17 protein-coding genes are annotated in these 17072 nt (G+C 64.9%); 10 read left to right on the top strand and 7 right to left on the bottom strand.

Features of this window, described 5'->3' with window-relative positions:
* Positions 1-6: 6 nt before the first annotated feature.
* From BH93_RS15020 to BH93_RS15010, 3 genes are all read left to right on the top strand, one after another.
* Positions 7-198: a DUF3046 domain-containing protein gene (locus BH93_RS15020; RefSeq protein WP_032377150.1), complete on the top strand. Its 192-nt coding sequence runs from the start codon at positions 7-9 to the stop codon at positions 196-198.
* Between the two features lie 197 nt (positions 199-395).
* Entirely contained in the window at positions 396-1433 is a 1038-nt protein-coding gene (recA, locus tag BH93_RS15015; protein ID WP_032377151.1) for a recombinase RecA, read from the top strand.
* A 12-nt stretch (positions 1434-1445) separates the two neighbouring features.
* Positions 1446-1997 carry a regulatory protein RecX gene (locus BH93_RS15010; protein ID WP_165712723.1) on the top strand — a complete coding sequence of 184 codons (552 nt, stop codon included), beginning with the start codon at positions 1446-1448 and terminating at the stop codon, positions 1995-1997.
* Positions 1998-2103: 106 nt separating this feature from the next.
* On the opposite strand, the gene BH93_RS15005 is transcribed toward BH93_RS15010, so the two are convergent.
* The 4 genes from BH93_RS15005 to BH93_RS14990 all read right to left on the bottom strand — a co-directional run bounded on the left by BH93_RS15005 (position 2104) and on the right by BH93_RS14990 (position 5354).
* Complete coding sequence (locus BH93_RS15005) at positions 2104-2976, bottom strand: amino acid ABC transporter permease (RefSeq protein ID WP_032377153.1); 873 nt, start codon at positions 2974-2976, stop codon at positions 2104-2106.
* Entirely contained in the window at positions 2976-3653 is a 678-nt protein-coding gene (locus BH93_RS15000) for an amino acid ABC transporter permease (RefSeq protein ID WP_032377154.1), read from the bottom strand. The genes BH93_RS15005 and BH93_RS15000 overlap by 1 nt, the downstream gene beginning before the upstream one ends.
* A gap of 85 nt (positions 3654-3738) precedes the next feature.
* Positions 3739-4572: a glutamate ABC transporter substrate-binding protein gene (locus BH93_RS14995; RefSeq protein ID WP_037173936.1), complete on the bottom strand. Its 834-nt coding sequence runs from the start codon at positions 4570-4572 to the stop codon at positions 3739-3741.
* Between the two features lie 53 nt (positions 4573-4625).
* Positions 4626-5354 carry an amino acid ABC transporter ATP-binding protein gene (locus BH93_RS14990; RefSeq protein ID WP_197914673.1) on the bottom strand — a complete coding sequence of 243 codons (729 nt, stop codon included), beginning with the start codon at positions 5352-5354 and terminating at the stop codon, positions 4626-4628.
* A gap of 342 nt (positions 5355-5696) precedes the next feature.
* Between BH93_RS14990 and miaB the strand changes: the two genes are divergently transcribed.
* Entirely contained in the window at positions 5697-7154 is a 1458-nt protein-coding gene (gene miaB / locus BH93_RS14985; RefSeq protein ID WP_037174368.1) for a tRNA (N6-isopentenyl adenosine(37)-C2)-methylthiotransferase MiaB, read from the top strand.
* Positions 7151-7738 (top strand): Rv2732c family membrane protein, encoded by a 588-nt coding sequence (locus tag BH93_RS14980; RefSeq protein ID WP_037174366.1) that lies wholly within the window; start codon positions 7151-7153, stop codon positions 7736-7738. The genes miaB and BH93_RS14980 overlap by 4 nt, the downstream gene beginning before the upstream one ends.
* Positions 7739-7778: 40 nt before the next feature.
* Here BH93_RS14980 and BH93_RS14975 read toward each other — a convergent pair whose 3' ends face one another.
* Positions 7779-9296: a DUF349 domain-containing protein gene (locus BH93_RS14975; protein ID WP_037173934.1), complete on the bottom strand. Its 1518-nt coding sequence runs from the start codon at positions 9294-9296 to the stop codon at positions 7779-7781.
* Between the two features lie 152 nt (positions 9297-9448).
* Here BH93_RS14975 and BH93_RS14970 point away from each other — a divergent pair, with 152 nt between their 5' ends.
* From BH93_RS14970 to BH93_RS14950, 5 genes are all read left to right on the top strand, one after another.
* Positions 9449-10171: a hypothetical protein gene (locus tag BH93_RS14970; RefSeq protein WP_037174364.1), complete on the top strand. Its 723-nt coding sequence runs from the start codon at positions 9449-9451 to the stop codon at positions 10169-10171.
* Entirely contained in the window at positions 10164-11099 is a 936-nt protein-coding gene (miaA, locus tag BH93_RS14965; protein WP_037173933.1) for a tRNA (adenosine(37)-N6)-dimethylallyltransferase MiaA, read from the top strand. Before BH93_RS14970 ends, miaA begins: the two co-directional genes overlap by 8 nt.
* A gap of 10 nt (positions 11100-11109) precedes the next feature.
* Positions 11110-11979 (top strand): diaminopimelate epimerase, encoded by an 870-nt coding sequence (gene dapF, locus BH93_RS14960; protein ID WP_037173931.1) that lies wholly within the window; start codon positions 11110-11112, stop codon positions 11977-11979.
* A 79-nt stretch (positions 11980-12058) separates the two neighbouring features.
* Positions 12059-13594 carry a GTPase HflX gene (hflX, locus tag BH93_RS14955; protein ID WP_037173930.1) on the top strand — a complete coding sequence of 512 codons (1536 nt, stop codon included), beginning with the start codon at positions 12059-12061 and terminating at the stop codon, positions 13592-13594.
* A 5-nt stretch (positions 13595-13599) separates the two neighbouring features.
* Positions 13600-14688: a hypothetical protein gene (locus BH93_RS14950; protein WP_037173929.1), complete on the top strand. Its 1089-nt coding sequence runs from the start codon at positions 13600-13602 to the stop codon at positions 14686-14688.
* A 30-nt stretch (positions 14689-14718) separates the two neighbouring features.
* On the opposite strand, the gene BH93_RS14945 is transcribed toward BH93_RS14950, so the two are convergent.
* Together BH93_RS14945 and BH93_RS14940 are read right to left on the bottom strand one after the other, a co-directional pair.
* On the bottom strand, positions 14719-14976 hold the full coding sequence (locus BH93_RS14945) for an HPr family phosphocarrier protein (RefSeq protein ID WP_032377711.1): 258 nt from the start codon (positions 14974-14976) through the stop codon (positions 14719-14721).
* A gap of 43 nt (positions 14977-15019) precedes the next feature.
* Positions 15020-17068, bottom strand: a complete 2049-nt coding sequence (locus BH93_RS14940) for a PTS fructose transporter subunit IIABC (protein WP_037173927.1) — start codon at positions 17066-17068, stop codon at positions 15020-15022.
* Between the last annotated feature and the right edge of the window lie 4 nt (positions 17069-17072).

Below are 17072 nucleotides of genomic sequence, written 5' to 3'. Positions count from 1 at the left end.
GACGATGTGCGTCTGACCGAATTTCGTGAACTGCTCACCGAGGAGTTCGGCTCCGTTCGAGGCAATTCCCTGTTGACCGATCATGTGCTGTCCGGGATCGGACGAACCGGGGCTCAGGCCATCGAGGAGGGCGTCGACCCGAGGGAAGTGTGGCGCTCGATCTGCTACGAGTTCGACGTTCCCAGAGAACGCTGGTAGCGCTCCGCGGATCGGATCGAGTTTGCTCGGCGTGTCGAACGTCGTGGTAGTTGACTCGAACACGTGTTCCCCTATGCTGGTGTCAACGGTTGCTGAGCGGTCCAGAGAAACTTCTTGTCGGTACCCCGTTCTAGCGTTACCGACGACAAAGCTGATCGACACGACACAGCTGAACGACACGACACAGGGAGCTCACGATGGCTGCATACGATCGCGACAAAGCACTCGATCTCGCACTCGCGCAGATCGACAAGAACTTCGGCAAGGGTTCGGTGATGCGCCTCGGTGACGAGGTCCGCCAGCCGATTGCCGTCATCCCCACAGGATCGATCGCGCTCGATGTGGCACTCGGCATCGGAGGGTTGCCGCGTGGACGTGTCATCGAGGTCTACGGCCCGGAGTCCTCGGGTAAGACCACCGTTGCCTTGCACGCGGTGGCCAGTGCTCAGCGGGCCGGCGGCATCGCTGCCTTCATCGACGCGGAGCACGCACTGGATCCGGACTACGCGAAGAAGCTCGGTGTCGACACCGATGCTCTGCTGGTCTCGCAGCCCGATACCGGCGAGCAAGCCCTCGAAATCGCCGACATGCTGATCCGTTCGGGCGCACTCGATATCCTCGTGATCGACTCGGTGGCCGCACTCGTGCCGCGCGCCGAGATCGAAGGCGAGATGGGCGACAGTCACGTGGGTCTGCAGGCTCGCCTGATGAGCCAGGCGCTGCGCAAGATCACCGGCGCGATGAGCAACTCCGGCACCACCGTCATCTTCATCAACCAGTTGCGCGAGAAGATCGGCGTCATGTTCGGCTCTCCCGAAACCACCACCGGTGGTAAGGCATTGAAGTTCTACGCCTCGGTTCGCCTCGACATCCGCCGCATCGAGACCCTGAAGGACGGAACCGACGCCATCGGTAACCGCACTCGGGTCAAGGTCGTCAAGAACAAGGTCGCGCCGCCGTTCAAGCAGGCCGAGTTCGACATCATCTACGGCAAGGGCATCAGCCGCGAGGGCTCGTTGATCGACATGGGCGTCGAGCACGGCTTCATCCGTAAGTCGGGTTCGTGGTTCACCTACGAGGGCGATCAGCTCGGCCAGGGCAAGGAGAACGCCCGCAAGTTCATGCTCGAGAACCCCGATGTGCGGGACGAGATCGAGAAGAAGATCATGGAGAAGCTGCAGATCGGCGCGGACGTCACCGCCGAGGAGCCTGCAGTCGCTCCGGTCGACTTCTAACCTGTTGTCGCTGTGCAGCAGCGAGACGAGGGTGGCGGCACCGAGGCGCAGGCGAAAGATGTCTGCCTTCGGTTGCTGACCGACCGAGCGCGTAGCAGGCACGAACTCGAAGCGAATCTTGCGAAGAAGGGCTTCACTGCCGAGATCACGGCCGCAGTTCTCGACCGGCTCGAAAAGGCAAAGCTTGTCGACGACGAGTCCTTCGCGCAGCAATGGGTCCAATCGCGGCACAAGTATTCGGGCAAGGGCAAACGCGCGCTGAGCATGGAGCTCCGAAACAAGGGCGTCAGCAGCGAGCTCGCTGTAAGCGCATTGGATCTGATCGATGCCGATGACGAGCGCCACCGTGCAGGTGAATTGGTACGCAAGCGATTTCGCACCCTGAGGCTGCCTGATCCGAGTGGTCCGGATGCCCGTGTGGAGCGAGACAAGGTAGTCCGCAAGCTGGTCGGTATGCTCGCTCGCCGCGGATACTCGCAAGGAATGGCATTTGCGGTGGTCAAAGAAGAACTCGACCGCGCAGGTGCAGACACCGAAGACTTCGACGGCCCCGACTCGATGTGATCGTCCACCTCGAGTAGGAGCCGTCGAGAAACAGTAAGGCCCGCAACACCATCGGTGTTGCGGGCCTTACTTGTCGAGGGTTTTCTCAGTTGCGGCAGACGTGACGTCAGGCTGCCTGACCGCCGTCGAGAGCAGGAACGACGGCAGTCGCCCCCGCCTTGCGCTTACGAGAACGCAGACGACGTTCGACCACGGTGGCCAGCTTCGTCAGCGCCGAGTTGATGATGATCATGATGACAGCCACGATCACCAACGACGGCAGATAGTTGCTGTAGAACGCACCGACCTGTTGACCGGAGCGGACGACCTCGACGTACCCGATGACGTAACCGAGCGCCGAGTCCTTCAGTGCCACCACCATCTGCGAAATGATCGCCGGAAGCATGGCGGTCACGGCCTGGGGGAGCAGAACCAGCAACATGACCTGGCTCTTGCGCATGCCCAGTGCCGACGCGGCTTCGCGTTGACCCTTCGGCAGCGAATTGACACCGGCGCGCACGATTTCGGCAATGACCGAACCGTTGTACAGAGTCAGGCCTGTGACCACGGCAGCCAAGGCAAGATACTTGACCTTGAAGACCTCGTAGTCGGCGTACACCGCGTACAGGAAGATCATCAGGATGAGTACGGGAACTGCGCGGAACACCTCGACGAATGCGCCACTGATCACCCGTACCACCCGGTGATCGGAGAGCCTGCCGATACCTAGGGCCGCACCGAGGACGAGCGCGAACACGATCGACAGCGCTGCCGCCACCAGAGTGCCCTGAATACCGGGTATCAGATACGTGGTCCACGTGGTCGATTCGAGGAACGGATCCCACTTCTCGGCGGTCAGCTGGCCTTTGGAGTCGAGTGCCCGGTAGATCAGGAACGCGACGCCCAACGAGACGATCGCGACGACGACCGTCAGAATGCGGTAGCGCAGTACCGCTTTCGGACCCGGAACGTCGTACAGAACTGCTACTGCATCACTCATCATGACACCGCCAATCGCTTGCTGATGTAGCCGAACAGCAGCCCGGTCGGGAGCGTCAGAATCATGAAGCCGAGGGCAAAGATGCCGCCGACGACGAAGATCGCGGCTTCGTTCTCGATCATGTTCTTCATCAGGAACGACGCCTCCGCGACGCCGATGACCGAGGCGATGGTCGTGTTCTTCGTCAGCGCTATCACGACACTGCCGAGAGGTCCGACCACGGCTCGGAATGCCTGTGGGAGAACGACGATGGAGATGTTCTGGGTGAAGGTCATGCCCAGTGATCGGCCCGCTTCGGCCTGACCGACCGGGACAGTGTTGATTCCCGATCGCAGAGATTCGGCCACGAACGACGCGGTGTAGACACTCAGACCGAGGATCGCCAAGCGGAAGTTGTTGTCGTCGAGGAATGTCGACGACGACTCCGACGCGAGGGAGACACCCATGGTCTGGTAGAGGCCGAACGAGGTGAACAGGATGATCAGGGTCAACGGGGTGTTACGAAAGATGGTGACGTACGTCGCGGCTATGCCGCGTGCGATCGGGATGGGAGACACCCGCATCGCGGCAATGATCGTTCCGATGACCAGCGCGCCGACGAGGGATGCCAACGTCAGGTAGATGGTCGAGAGGAACGCGTCGATCAGTTGATCGCCGTACTTGCTCAATAGGTTCACGGTGCTTGTTGATCCTCACGGCTCGGCGAGATCGAACCGTCGTGTTCCGCGTGCACACGCACGCGGAACACGACGACAGGGTCGATCAGTAGCGGTCGACGGTGGGCGGGGTCGGCAGCGGGTAGCCCGATGCGCCCACGGTGTCGTTGAACGCCTGCTCCCAGGCACCGCTGGAGACCATCTCTTCGATGGCGTCGTTGATCTTGTTGCGTCCGTCGGTGTCGTCCTTGTTCAGGCCGATGCCGTAGTTCTCCGTGGTGAACGGCTCGCCGACCACCTTGAACTGTCCGGGGGACTGTGCGGCATAGCCGGCGAGGATGATGTCGTCGGTGGTCACGGCGTCGACCGTGCCGTTGCGCAGGGCTTCCACGCAGGCGGAGTAGGTGTCGAACGGCTGCAGCTGAACTCCCGGGTACTCGTCGGCGATGTTCTGGGCCGGGGTGGATCCGGTGACCGAGCAGAGCCGCTTACCGTCGTTGAGCGAATCGGCACCGGTGATGTCGGTGTTGTCTTCGCGGACGAGCAACGACTGACCCGCCACGAAGTACGGCCCGGCGAAGCCGACCTTCTCCTTGCGGGTGTCGGTGATCGAGTAGGTGGCGACGATGTAGTCGACCTCGCCGTTTTCGATCAGGGTCTCGCGCTGTGCCGAGGGAGACTCCTTGAATTCGATGTTCGCCTCGTCGACGCCGAGCTTGCCTGCGACGTACTTGGCGACCTCGACGTCGAATCCGCTGAAGGTGCCGTCCGGATTGCGCAGACCGAGGCCGGGCTGGTCGAACTTGATGCCGACGATGAGGTTGCCGGATTCGGCGCTGCTCGAGATGGTGCGGGCTTCTTCGCCGCCGCCGCAGGCGGTGGCGACGATGGAGAGAGCGGCGATGGCGACACCGAAGCGAAGCGGTCGGGTGATTCTCACAGTGAATGTCCTTAAGGATCGGTTCGGGTATACGGGGTGAACGGTGAAGCGGGTCAGTGACCGAGGATCTTGCCGAGGAAGTCCTTGGCGCGTTCGGACTTGGGGCACTTGAAGAAGGTTTCGGGATCGGTGTCCTCGACGACGGCTCCGTCGGCCATGAAGATGACGCGGTCGCCTGCCTTGCGGGCGAAGCCCATCTCGTGGGTGACGACGAGCATCGTCATGCCCTCCTTGGCGAGCGAGGTCATGACGTCGAGCACCTCGTTGACCATTTCGGGGTCGAGGGCCGAGGTGGGCTCGTCGAACAGCATCACCTTGGGGTTCATGGCGAGCGATCGAGCGATGGCGACACGCTGCTGCTGACCACCGGAGAGCTGAGCGGGGTACTTGTCGGCCTGGTTGGCGATGCCCACGCGTTCGAGCAGAGCCAACGCGCTCTTCTCGGCCTCGTCCTTCTTCTGCTTGCGCACCTTCATGGGCGCGAGCATGACGTTCTGCAGGATCGTCTTGTGTGCGAACAGGTTGAACGACTGGAACACCATGCCCACGTCGGCACGCAGTGCCGCAAGAGCCTTCCCTTCGGCGGGGAGTAGATCTCCGTCGACCTCGATGGCACCGGAATCGATCGGCTCCAACCGGTTGATCGTTCGGCACAGAGTCGACTTACCCGATCCGGAAGGACCCACGACGATGACGACCTGACCGGCCGGCACTTCCAGGTTGATGTCCTTGAGGACGTGCAGATCACCGAAATGTTTGTCGACGGATTTGAGCGAGATCATCGAAGGTGCGCCCGGCGGGGGTGTCGATGCCGGCGCGTCGGTGGCGTGCGTCATAAGTCGAAACCCTATGCGTAGTTTCCTCGCCGACCGGCGTTTTCGCCTGCCATCTTCGATTATGTAATGGAAACTTTACTGTCGGCCCGCATCGGCCCTGCACAGTCTGCGGTGGAGCCTGCGACCCCGGCGGGCCGGTCGGTGCGATGGACGTACCCTGGAGGGGTGCAGACGAGTGTTTTTCCGACCGTGGACGTGGCCGATCGCGGGAGTACCGATCCCGTGCCGGTGACCGACCCGTCGGCGGCAGTTCCCCGCAGCTACGAGGTGCGTACGCACGGTTGCCAGATGAACGTTCACGATTCCGAGCGGCTGTCGGGTCTGTTGGAGGAGGCCGGCTACGTTCCGGCGGATGCCGGCACCGATGCCGATCTCGTCGTCTTCAACACGTGCGCGGTGCGGGAGAACGCCGACAACAAGCTCTACGGCAACCTCGGCATGTTGCGGCCGGCGAAAACGCGAAACCCCAACATGCAGATCGCTGTCGGTGGCTGCCTGGCTCAGAAGGATCGCAACACGGTGGTCGAAAAGGCTCCGTGGGTCGACGTCGTGTTCGGCACCCACAACATCGGGTCGCTGCCGGTGTTGCTCGAGCGCGCCCGGCACAACGAGCAAGCCCAGGTCGAGATTCTCGAGTCCCTGGAAGCTTTTCCGTCCACCCTGCCCGCGAAGCGGGAGTCGACGTACGCGGGCTGGGTGTCGATCTCCGTGGGCTGCAACAACACCTGCACCTTCTGCATCGTCCCGGCGCTGCGCGGCAAGGAGATCGACCGCCGACCGGGCGACATCCTCGCCGAGGTGCAGGCTTTGGTGGAGCAGGGCGTGCTCGAAGTGACGCTGCTCGGTCAAAACGTCAATGCCTACGGTGCCTCGTTCGCCGATCCGGACATGCCTCGAGATCGCGGCGCGTTCGCGTCTCTGCTGACCGCCTGCGGCTCGATCGAGGGGCTCGAGCGGGTGCGCTTCACGTCTCCGCATCCGGCCGAATTCACCGATGACGTCATCGAAGCGATGGCGGCCACTCCGAACATCTGCCCCACTCTGCACATGCCGCTGCAGTCCGGATCGGATCGAATCCTCAAGGCGATGCGCAGGTCCTATCGGCAGACGAAGTTCATGGGCATCATCGACAAGGTGCGCGCGGCCATGCCGCACGCAGCCATCACCACCGACATCATCGTCGGCTTCCCGGGTGAGACCGAAGAGGATTTCGAGCACACCCTCGACGTGGTGCGACGCGCGAAGTTCGCCAACGCCTACACCTTCCAGTACTCCAAGCGTCCGGGCACACCGGCTGCCGACATGCCCGACCAAATCCCCAAAGAGGTTGTGCAAGAGCGGTATCTGCGGTTGATCGCGTTGCAGGAAGAGATCGTTCTCGCCGCCAACCAGGCGCTGATCGGAACCGAGGTCGAACTGCTGGTCGCCACCGGTGAAGGGCGCAAGAATGCCGCCACGCATCGGATGAGCGGTCGAGCACGAGACGGTCGACTCGTGCACTTCGCCGTCGACACCGACAGAGCGAGCGAGATTCGCCCGGGCGACGTCGTCACCACCACGCTCACCGCGGCCGCTCCGTACCACCTCATCGCCGATGCGGGAGTGCTCACGCACCGACGCACGGCAGCAGGCGACGCCCACGAACGCGGCGTCATGCCCAAGACGGCACCGATCGGTGTCGGCCTCGGACTTCCTTCGATCGGCGCACCGGCGCCGCTTCCGGTGCAGACAGGATGCAACGTATGACCGAGACAGACGGACCCGACCGCGTCGTACCTTCTCGATCCGCAGAGGAACTCGGACGAACCGAGAGAGCGGTGATGACCGAGTTGGACCCCGGCGCGCGGGCCATGGTCGTGGCCGGGCTGGTGCTGGTCCTACTGGTCACATTCGCGTTGCCGCACACCGGATCTGCCAGCGGATTCGATGTGCTCTCGGGTAGCGATGCGGCAGTCGCCGAATCGATTGCACTGCCGTCGCGGATCTTCGTCGTGCTGGTGCTGACGTTCGGTGTGGTCATGTCCGTACTGGCGCTCGTCACCCGCATGTGGGCGTTGGCCTGGGCGGCGCTCGCCGGCTGCGCGGTGTCGTCGGTGTTCGGGATGCTCTCGATCTGGTCGAGGCAGACCGTGCCGGACAACCTGCAGGGCGCCGGGCCGGGGATCGGTCTGATCATCGCGTGGATCGCCGTGATGGCGTTGACATTCCACTGGCTCAAAGCAGTGTGGAACAAGACGAACTCGCAACTCGCCGCTCAGGAAGAGCGACGCATCGCGGCCGCGTCGGGCGAACAGAAGCTGCGACTGTGGGACGGCCACTCGGCCCCGTAGGTCCGATCGGCCGTCCCCAGTCAGGAGTGCCGTTGACGAATCACAGCTCGTCTACGGCACTCTCGGCCGCGTCGGCCCACTCACGCCACTGCTGCGCCTGAGCCAGTGCACGCTCGGCGTCCTTGGTCTTTCCTGCTGCCGTCGCCTTTGCCGCCTGATCCTCGAACTGGGCCACCCGTTCGCGGAACTGAGCAGCGCGGGCGACCGCCTCGGGGTCGGAACGACGCCACTGCGACTCCACGGCGTCGTGCACGGACTTCTCGATCGCGCGCAGTTTGCCTTCGAGTTCCTGCATCTTCTCGCGCGGAACCTTGCCGATGGCATCCCACTTGTCCTGCAGGTCGCGCAGTGCGGATCGAGCCGCATCGAGATCCTTGCTCGGATCGATGTGAGTCTTGGCCAACAGAGCTTCCTTAGCCTCGGCGTTGGCTTCGAACTCGGCATCCCGCTCGGAAGCCGCCGCGTTCCGTGCCGCGAAGAACACGTCCTGGGCGGCCTTGAAGTTCTTCCACAGGGCGTCGTCGGCGTCGCGAGGAGCCCGCCCCGACGCCTTCCACTCCACCAGAAGATCGCGGAACGCGGCCGCAGTGGGACCCCAGTCCGTCGACGAGGACAACGCCGTGGCGCGCTCGACCAACTCTTCCTTGCGGACTTTCGCGGCCCCTCGTTCGCGATCGAGATCGGCGAAGTGCGCGCCGCGGCGGCGGTTGAAGTTCTCCCGGGCCTTGGAGTAGCGCTTCCACAGGGCATCGTCGACCTTGCGGTCCACCCCGCGAATCGTCTTCCATTCGTCGAGAATCTCGCGTAGCCGATCTCCGGCCTGCTTCCACTGCGTCGATTCGCTGCCGATCTGCTCGGCCTCGGTTGCGAGAGCCTCCTTGCGAGCAGTGTGCTCGGCTCGTTCGAGTTCTTTCTCGTGCTTGGCCACGGCCGCTGCGGCGTCGGAGTGCTCGACGACGGCGTCGAGTCGTCGGGCGAGCAGGTCGAGATCGCCGATGACCGCAGCGGTCGGCAGACTCTCCAGCAACGAGGAGGCGGCGGCCTTGGTCTTCTTGGCATCGCCGGTGCCCGAGGTCAATCGAGCCTCGAGCAGACCGACCTCCGTGGCCAGGTCGTCGTAGCGACGACCGAAATGTGCGAGGCCCTCGGCTGCGTCGCCGGCCTGCCAGGACCCGATCTGCCGCTCGCCGTCGGCGGTGGTCACCCACGCGGTGCCGTCGTCGTCGACTCTGCCGAACTTGCTGGGATCGCTTGCCGGGGCGACCGTGGGGACCACGGTGGCGACGTGCGAGGACGCCGGGTGAGGTTTGGCTCCGGCCGAACCGCCGGGACGAGGAGAACCAGCACCTGGGCCGCCTGGCCTGGGGCCACCACCGGGCTTCGGCCCCCCGCCTGGCTTGGGGCCACTGCCTGGCTTCGGTGCACTGCCTTGCTCGGTTGCACGGCCTGGCTCGGATCCGCCGGTGGTCGAGGTGCCGGGCTGGGCGGCACCGGGGGTCGGGGCAGGTGCATCCGAGGATGTGGCCTCGGTGGGCGTGCCGGCGTTCGGGTCGGTCATTGTTCCTCATCTCTGCCGCGCGTCACGGCTGCCTTCACTCGCGATCTGGACACCATTGAACTAGGTGACGACCGATCGGACCATTGAAACAGCTCAGACGACTCGAGGTGGACTCGTCCGGCCAAGTCGCGCCACCGACTACCGTGGTGTTCGTGTTTCGTGCCGCGGCCCTGGTGCCCTCTCCACCGTTGCTCGTCCCCGAACTGATGGGCTCCAGTGCTGCCGAGACGGCCGATCTTCGTGCCGCCGCGGCCGACGCGGTGACGCAGCTGACGTCGAAGGTCGACCGGTGGATGGCGATCGGTGTCGATCACAGCGAAGGGACGTACGACGCGACCACAGTCGGTACGTTTCGCGGCTTCGGCGTCGACATCGTGGTGCGACTGTCCGATCGACCGTCGTCGACTCTGCCGGACCCCGAACTGCCGTTGTCCGTCCTGATCGCCGGCTGGTTGCGCGGAACGAGCGATCCGGACTCTACGGTCGAGGTCCGGACGGTCCCCGCCGACGCGAGTGGCCGATGGTGCGCGACACACGGCGCGGATCTGCGGCGCGAACTCGAGGCGTCGTCCGAGAGCTGGGGCATTCTGGTGCTGGCAGACGGCGCGAACACGTTGACTGCGAAGGCACCGGGCTCGTTCGACGAGCGGGCCGAAGCGATTGAGCAGCGGATCGACGATGCCCTCGCCGCGGCCGATGTCGATGCGCTGGCGAACCTCGATGCGGAACTGTGCGCGGCGGTCGGCGTCGGCGGACGGGCAGCATGGCAGGTACTGGCGGCCACGGTCGGCTCGGACACCATCACGGCTACCGAGCTCTACCGTGGGGCTCCCTTCGGCGTCGGGTACTACGTCGGAACGTGGTCCCGTGCCTGACGAACCCGACTCGTACGATCCGGCCACGACTCCGATCGCGGTGATCGGGCCGACGGCCACGGGCAAGTCCGATCTGGCACTCGATCTGGCAGAGAAGCTCGGCGGCGAGATCGTCAACATCGACGCGATGCAGCAGTACCGAGGGATGGACATCGGGACCGCGAAGCTGTCGGTGGCAGAGCGTCGCGGCATACCGCACCACCAGTTGGATGTGCTCGAGGTCACCGATATCGCGACCGTTGCGCGCTACCAGAGTGCTGCCGTCGCGGACGTCGACGACATCCGATCCAGGGGCCGGCGACCGATCATCGTCGGCGGATCTATGATGTACGTGCAATCACTGCTCGACGAGTGGGCCTTTCCGGCCACGGATCCGGTCGTCCGCGCGAAATGGGAAGACGTGCTCGAACGCGACGGGGTCGACGAGATCCATCGCGCGTTGACGGCGGCCGATCCCGAGGCCGCCGCGTCGATTCTGCCCACCGACGGTCGTCGTATGGTCCGCGCGCTGGAGGTGGTGGAGCTGACCGGGAAACCGTTCGCGGCATCGGCCCCGAAGATCGGTGAACCACGGTGGGGCGCAATCATATTGGGAGTCGATCGCGACACCGCCGAACTGGACAAGCGAATCGACACCCGCACCCGGCGGATGTTCGAGGCCGGACTGCTCGACGAGGTGGAAGGCTTGCTCGGACTCGGATTGCGCGAAGGGGTCACGGCGTCGCGGGCGATCGGGTACGCGCAGGCTCTCGACGTATTGGCGGGGGAATACGACATCGAGCACGCCCGCGAGCGCACGTTCATCGGCACCAGGCGTTACGTGCGACGGCAGCGTTCCTGGTTCCGCCGAGACGACCGGGTGTGCTGGCTCGACGGCGCGTCGTCCACGTTGACCTCGGACGCCCTGGGTGTCATCGACCCCCCGTAGACTCGAGACCATGGAATTCGCCAAAGGCCACGGAACGCAGAACGACTTCGTCGTACTGCCGGATCCGTCAGCCGAGCTCGAACTCACCAGATCGGCAGTCGCGGTGTTGTGCGATCGACGCCAGGGCATCGGTGCCGACGGCATCCTGCGCGTCGCCCGAGCCGGTGTACTCCGAGATGCAGGCGTACTCGATCGACTTCCGTCGGGTGTCGAGCCCGACGACTGGTTCATGGACTATCGCAACGGCGACGGCACGATAGCCGAGATGTGTGGCAACGGTGTTCGCGTGTTCGCCCACTACCTGCGCGTGCACGACCTCGAACATCGCGATCAGTTCGTGGTGGGTTCACGGGCCGGGGCGCGCGCGGTGACCGTGCACTCGTTCGACGACACCAACGCCGATGTCACCGTCGCGATGGGTGATGTCACGCTGATGGGCTCGAGCTCGGTGGCCATTGCTGGCGGCTCGTACGAGGGCGTCGGGATAGACGTCGGCAACCCGCATCTGGCCTGCGTCGACGGCACGTTGACCCGTGCGGCTCTGAGCGCGCTCGACCTGTCCGCACCGCCGACCCTCGACCCCGAGTTCTTTCCCCGCGGGGCGAACGTGGAGCTGCTGACCAGGCTGGACGACGGCGGCGTCGAGATGCGGGTGTTCGAGCGTGGCGTCGGCGAGACGCGGTCGTGTGGCACCGGAACGGTGGCCGCAGCCGCGGCCGCGCTGTCGTACGAGGGCCTCGAGACCGGTGAGGTGAGCGTCGGCGTACTCGGTGGTCGGGTCAGCGTGCACATCGATCATGTCGGTGCCACCCTCCGCGGGCCCTCGGTCCTGCTCGCCCGCGGCGAGATCGACGACCGGTGGTTCGCGGCCCAGAACTGACGTCTCCTCGGGCCTCGTGCGTGGGTGGAGCCGAAACCCGCGTGCATACGCTGGGATTTTCGTGGATCATGGGGGATGTATGACGAACTCACATGAAACATCACCTGCGGGCGAACCGGTCGAGAATGCCGACGGTTCACCCGACACCGCATCTGCATGGACCCGCGAGGAGTCCGACGCGTGGTCGAGGCGGTTGGCCCGATCTCCGCTCAACGACGAGGACCCGTCCTCGGGTGACATGCAGCTCGAAGAACGCACCGCGCTACGACGAGTGGCCGGCCTGTCCACCGAGCTCACCGACGTCACCGAGGTCGAGTACCGACAGCTGCGCCTCGAGCGCGTCGTGTTGGTCGGAGTGTGGACCACCGGTACGGCTGCGCAGGCGGAGTCCAGCATGACCGAACTTGCGGCGCTGGCCGAGACGGCAGGCTCGGAGGTACTCGAAGCGTTGATGCAACGGCGCGACAAGCCCGATGCTGCGACGTACATCGGTTCCGGTAAGGCAAAAGAGGTCCGCGACATCGTGCTCGCGACCGGAGCCGACACGGTGATCTGCGACGGAGAACTGACCCCCGCCCAGCTCAACGCGCTGGAGAAGGTCGTCAAGGTCAAGGTCATCGACCGCACCGCGCTGATCCTCGACATCTTCGCTCAGCATGCGACATCGCGAGAAGGCAAGGCGCAGGTCGCTTTCGCGCAGATGGAGTACATGTTGCCCAGGCTTCGCGGCTGGGGCGAGTCGATGTCGCGTCAGGCCGGTGGCCGTGCGGGCAGCAATGGCGGTGTCGGTCTGCGTGGACCGGGTGAAACGAAGATCGAGACCGACCGCCGACGCATCCGTGAGCGGATGGCCAAGCTGCGCCGCGAGATCAAGGGCATGAAGCAGGCCCGCGACACCAAACGGGAACAGCGACTGAGCGGCACGGTGCCGTCCATCGCGATCGTCGGTTACACCAACGCGGGCAAGTCGAGTCTGCTGAACGCGTTGACCGGTTCCGGTGTGCTGGTTCAGAATGCGCTGTTCGCCACCCTCGATCCCACGACGCGTAAGTCGACTCTCGAGGACGGCCGCGCGATCGTGCTGACCGACACCGTCGGCTTCGTTCGGCATCTCCCGACTCAATTGGTCGAGGCCTTCCGCTCGACGCTCGAGGAGGTCACCGACGCCGATCTGCTGCTGCACGTCGTCGACGGCTCCGATCCGCTCCCGCTCGATCAGATCAAGGCCGTCCGTGAAGTGATCACCGACGTGGTGCGCGAGCAGGATGCGAAGATGCCGCCGGAATTGTTGGTGGTCAACAAGATCGACGCTGCCGACCCGGTGCAGCTCACGCAGTTGCGCGGGCTGCTCGACGGCGCACGGTTCGTTTCGGCGAAGACCGGTGAGGGCATCGACGCATTGCGCGATCACCTAGGCGAGATCCTGTCGGAGCCCGACGTGCTGGTGGACGTCCTCGTGCCGTACACCCGCGGCGATCTGGTCGCGCGGATCCACACCGATGGTCGAATCGTGCAGTCCACGCACGAGGAGGACGGCACCCGCGTCGAAGCTCGGGTGCCGCAGTCGCTGGCAGCTGCGCTCGTCGAGTTCACGGCTATCGTCCCCAGCGCCTGACGTCGATGGGGCCACGGCTGGTGGTGCGTGGCGTTGCCGCGTCTGTGGTCGCCACCGCCACCGCGTTCTCCGGAACGGCGTTCGCCGCACCGATCGATGCGGAAACATACTGTCTGCCAACTGATCCCGGTCTCGCGGAATTGTCCGGGATGACGTCGATCGACGGTGTCCTGTACGCGATCGGAGACAGTGGGGCCGACGATCGGGTCGCGGTGCTCGACGCGAACTGTGCAGTGGATCGGTGGATCGACGTACCCGTCGACCCGTACGACGTCGAGGACCTGACCGCCTACGACGGTTCGCTGTGGTTGGCCGACATCGGCGACAACCAGATGCGGCGCGACACAGTGGCATTGACGCGAATGGACCCGACGACGGGCGCGGGCGAACTGCACCGGCTCACCTACCCCGACGGCGCGCACGACGCCGAGACGGTGTTGATCGAACCCGGCGGTCGACCGGTGATCGTCACCAAGGAACTCTCGGGCGTCAGCGGAGTGTACGTACCGACCGGAGACGAATCCGTCACCGAACTGAGCAGTCCGGGGCCGACGGCCCTCCGCAAGGTAGGCGACATGGCGTTCTCCGCTACCGGGACTGTCGGTGGTCCGCCGTTCGTGGTCGGATCGATCCTGGCGACCGGGGGAGCGGTGAGCGTCGACGGCACCGTCGGCGCGGTGCGCACGTACACCGATGTGTACCTGTTTCGTTCGTCCGGCGGCGACATCGCGTCGGCGTTGGTCGCCCCGGACGCGCCGCGTGCGGTGGTGGCGTTACCCGATCAACCGCAGGGTGAGGCACTGGCGTTCCTGGACGATGGAAGCCTACTCCTGGCATCGGAGGCCGGGTTCGGTCCCACCGACGGAATTCTTCCACCCATTCTTCGACTTCCGGATGCGCAGTCACTGGAGCTTTCTGCCCCCGAACGCGCAGCGCCGGAGTCGGTATCGCCGACACCGAGCGCAGATCAGCCCTCGGAGACGCCGACAGCGACGGACTCGGAATGGGAATTCCGAGCGGCCGTCGCTGCCGGTGTGGTGCTGATCGCCGGAGCGGTGGGATTCACCGTCCGGCGATCGATGCGTTCTCGTTAGGCGTCGCAGGAGTGGAGCCTGCGGAACGACCTATGCATCCAGGTCTGCTTCGACGAGTGCGACCACCTTGTCCAGTGCTGCCTGGTCGTCACTGGTGACGGTGACTTCGGTGCCCTTGGTGGCTCCGAGCGTCATGATCATCAGGGCCGAACCTGCGTCCACCGGCTCCGAGTCGGCCACTGCGAGGGTGACGTCCACGCCGGCTTCGGCGACGGCGTCGGCGATCAGTGCTGCGGGACGAGCGTGCAGACCGATCGAAGATCCGACGGCGACTGTGGTGCTGGGCATGTGCTGCTCCTTCGTAGTGGGGTCGTTGCGATCGTAGCGAGTGTCAGACGGTGGCGAGTGCCGGATCGAGTTCGGCCTCGGTCGGGGCGTTCTTGCCCTTGACGAACTGCTTGGCCGCGACGACCAGGAACGCCGAGACGATGGTTCCGACGGCCAGAGACACGATGAACCACAGGATGTTTCCGATGGCGAAGAACACGAAGATTCCGCCGTGGGGCGCGCTGAGGGTGACGTTGAAGGCCATGATCATGGCACCGGTGACTGCGCCACCGGCCATCATCGAGGGGATGACGCGGAACGGGTCGGCCGCAGCGAACGGAATTGCGCCCTCGGAGATGAATGCTGCTCCGAGGAACCAGGCAGCCTTGCCGTTCTCACGCTCGGCCTCGGTGAACAGACGCGAGCGAACGGTCGAGGCCAGTGCCATGGCGAGCGGCGGCACCATTCCTGCGGCCATGACCGCTGCCATGATGCGCAGTGATGCGGTGTCGGTGACCGACAGGCCTGCCGTCGCGAATGCGTAGGCAGCCTTGTTGACCGGTCCGCCGAGGTCGAAGCACATCATCAGGCCGAGGATGATGCCGAGGATGATGACCGAGGAACCGCTGAGTCCGTTGAGCCAGTCGGTCAGTCCGCTGGTGATCGCGGCGAGGGGCTTGCCGAGCAGCAGGAACATGATCGCGCCGACGATGAGGGTGGCGAACAGCGGAATGATGACGACCGGCATGAGGCCGCGCAGAACGGCAGGGATCTTCCACTTGCTGATCCACAGTGCGACGAAGCCGGCGATCAGACCACCGACGAGACCGCCGATGAAGCCTGCACCCACCAGAACGGCGACCGCTCCTGCGGTGAATCCTGGTGCCAGACCTGGTCTGTCGGCAATGGCGTAGGAAATGTAGCCGGCCAGCGCGGGGACCAGGAAGCTGAACGAGAGTGCGCCGATCTGGAAGAGCACGGCACCGAGATACGTCGTCAGTCCGCCGTCGGGAAGTGCGGTGATCGAGTTGTTGACGACGATATCTTCGGCCACGCCGGAGATCTCGTAGCCACCGAGCAGGAAGCCGAGCGCGATCAGCAGACCACCGGCCGCGACGAACGGGATCATGTAGCTGACGCCGGTCAGCAGGATCTGGCGAATGCGGGTGCCCCAGCCGAGCTCGCCGGCAGACTCGTTGGAGCCGGCAGCCACTGCGGTACCTCCGACGCGAGCTGCGTCCGGGTTCAGTGCGGCACGAAGTGCTTCGGTGAGCATGACGTCGGGCTCGTTGATGGCGCGCTTGACGCCCGAGGAGATCACGGGCTTGCCGGCGAAACGTTCGCGGCCCTTGACGCCCACATCGGTGGCGAAGATGACTGCTTCGGCTCCGGCGATGATCGAAGGATCCAGCGGCGTGCTGCCGCTCGAGCCCTGGGTCTCCACGTGAACGGTGACTCCGGCGCGCTCGCCTGCGGCGACGAGCGAGTCGGCAGCCATGTAGGTGTGTGCGATTCCGGTGGGGCAGGCGGTGACCGCGACGATGTGCTTCGGGGCCGAGGACGCCTCGGCCGAGGTGGCGGCCGCACTGTGCTTGGCGGTGTCGACCGGAGCTGCGGCAGCAGTGGCTGCGGCAGGCTTGGCGGCCGGGTTGATGACACCGTCGACGAGCGTGACGATCTCGGTCGCCGAGGACGCGTTGCGCAGTGAGGTGACGAACTCCGGCTTCACCAATGCGCGGGCCAGGCTGGAGAGCAGCTTCATGTGGGCCGAACCGGCACCGGCCGGAGCGGCGATCAGGAAGACGAGGTCTGCGGGGCCGTCGGGGGCTCCGAAATCGACCTTCGGGTTCAGGCGTGCGAAGCCGAGCGAGGCCGAAGTGACTGCCTCGGAGCGGCAGTGCGGAATGGCGATGCCGCCGGGCAGGCCGGTTGCCGACTGCGCTTCGCGGGCCAGTGCGGCGTCACGCAGAGCGTCGGTGTCGGTTGCGCGACCTGCGGATGCCAGAACACCGGCGAGGCGTTCGATGACGGCATCCTTGGATTCGCCGAGATCGGCGTCGAGAAGGATCAGATCCTCGGCGATGATCTGCTGATCTTCGGTGGGGCTGGACATTGGA

Origin of the sequence: Rhodococcoides fascians A25f (genome assembly GCF_000760935.2) — a bacterium.
GTDB lineage: Bacteria > Actinomycetota > Actinomycetes > Mycobacteriales > Mycobacteriaceae > Rhodococcoides.
The sequence above is the reverse complement of the archived record's forward strand: the minus strand, read 5'-3'. Positions and strand labels throughout refer to the sequence as shown.